At 44.7% G+C, this 571-nt stretch carries 1 protein-coding gene; it reads right to left on the bottom strand.

What is annotated here, in order from left to right; genetic code table 11:
* A partial coding sequence (locus PsW74_RS18895; protein ID WP_193777967.1) for an FG-GAP repeat protein occupies positions 1-571 on the bottom strand: 571 nt, incomplete at both ends.

Genomic DNA, 571 nt, shown 5'->3' with positions numbered 1-571 from the left:
CCCCCACCCTCTGTTGGAGTAAACACATAAATAGAACCAGATTGATCACCCATGTCATCGTCGTAATGCGCACTGACGGCAATGACACCCGAATTATTGATTACACTTTGATCACCAAATATATCTGCGCCTGCTCCATCTGAAGCTACTAGTTTGGTTTCAACATACCCATCACCATCAGGTGTATAGACATAAACAGCACCAGCCCTTGTACCCTTATCATCGTCACCGGGAGTTCCAACGACGACAACTCCATGGTCATTCATCTGCACACTAACACCAAAGTGATCATCCTTGTCCCCATCTGGTGCAACAAGTTTAGAAGCAGCTCCCTCTCCATTGATCTCGTGGAACTCACCATAAGAATAGATCACTGGCGGAGTTTCTGTTGTCTCATAGATTGTTCCATCTAAACCAATATAACTATCATCATCATTAGGTGTAAAAACATACGCAGAACCGGATTGATCACCCATGTCATCATCAAGATGCGCACCAACTGTGACGACACCATCTTCATTGATTGAGATTGACCTTCCAAAACTATCTCCTGTCACACCATCAGGAGCTG

Origin of the sequence: Pseudovibrio sp. W74 (assembly GCF_001623085.1) — a bacterium.
Classification (GTDB): Bacteria; Pseudomonadota; Alphaproteobacteria; order Rhizobiales; family Stappiaceae; genus Pseudovibrio.
The sequence above is the reverse complement of the archived record's forward strand: the minus strand, read 5'-3'. Positions and strand labels throughout refer to the sequence as shown.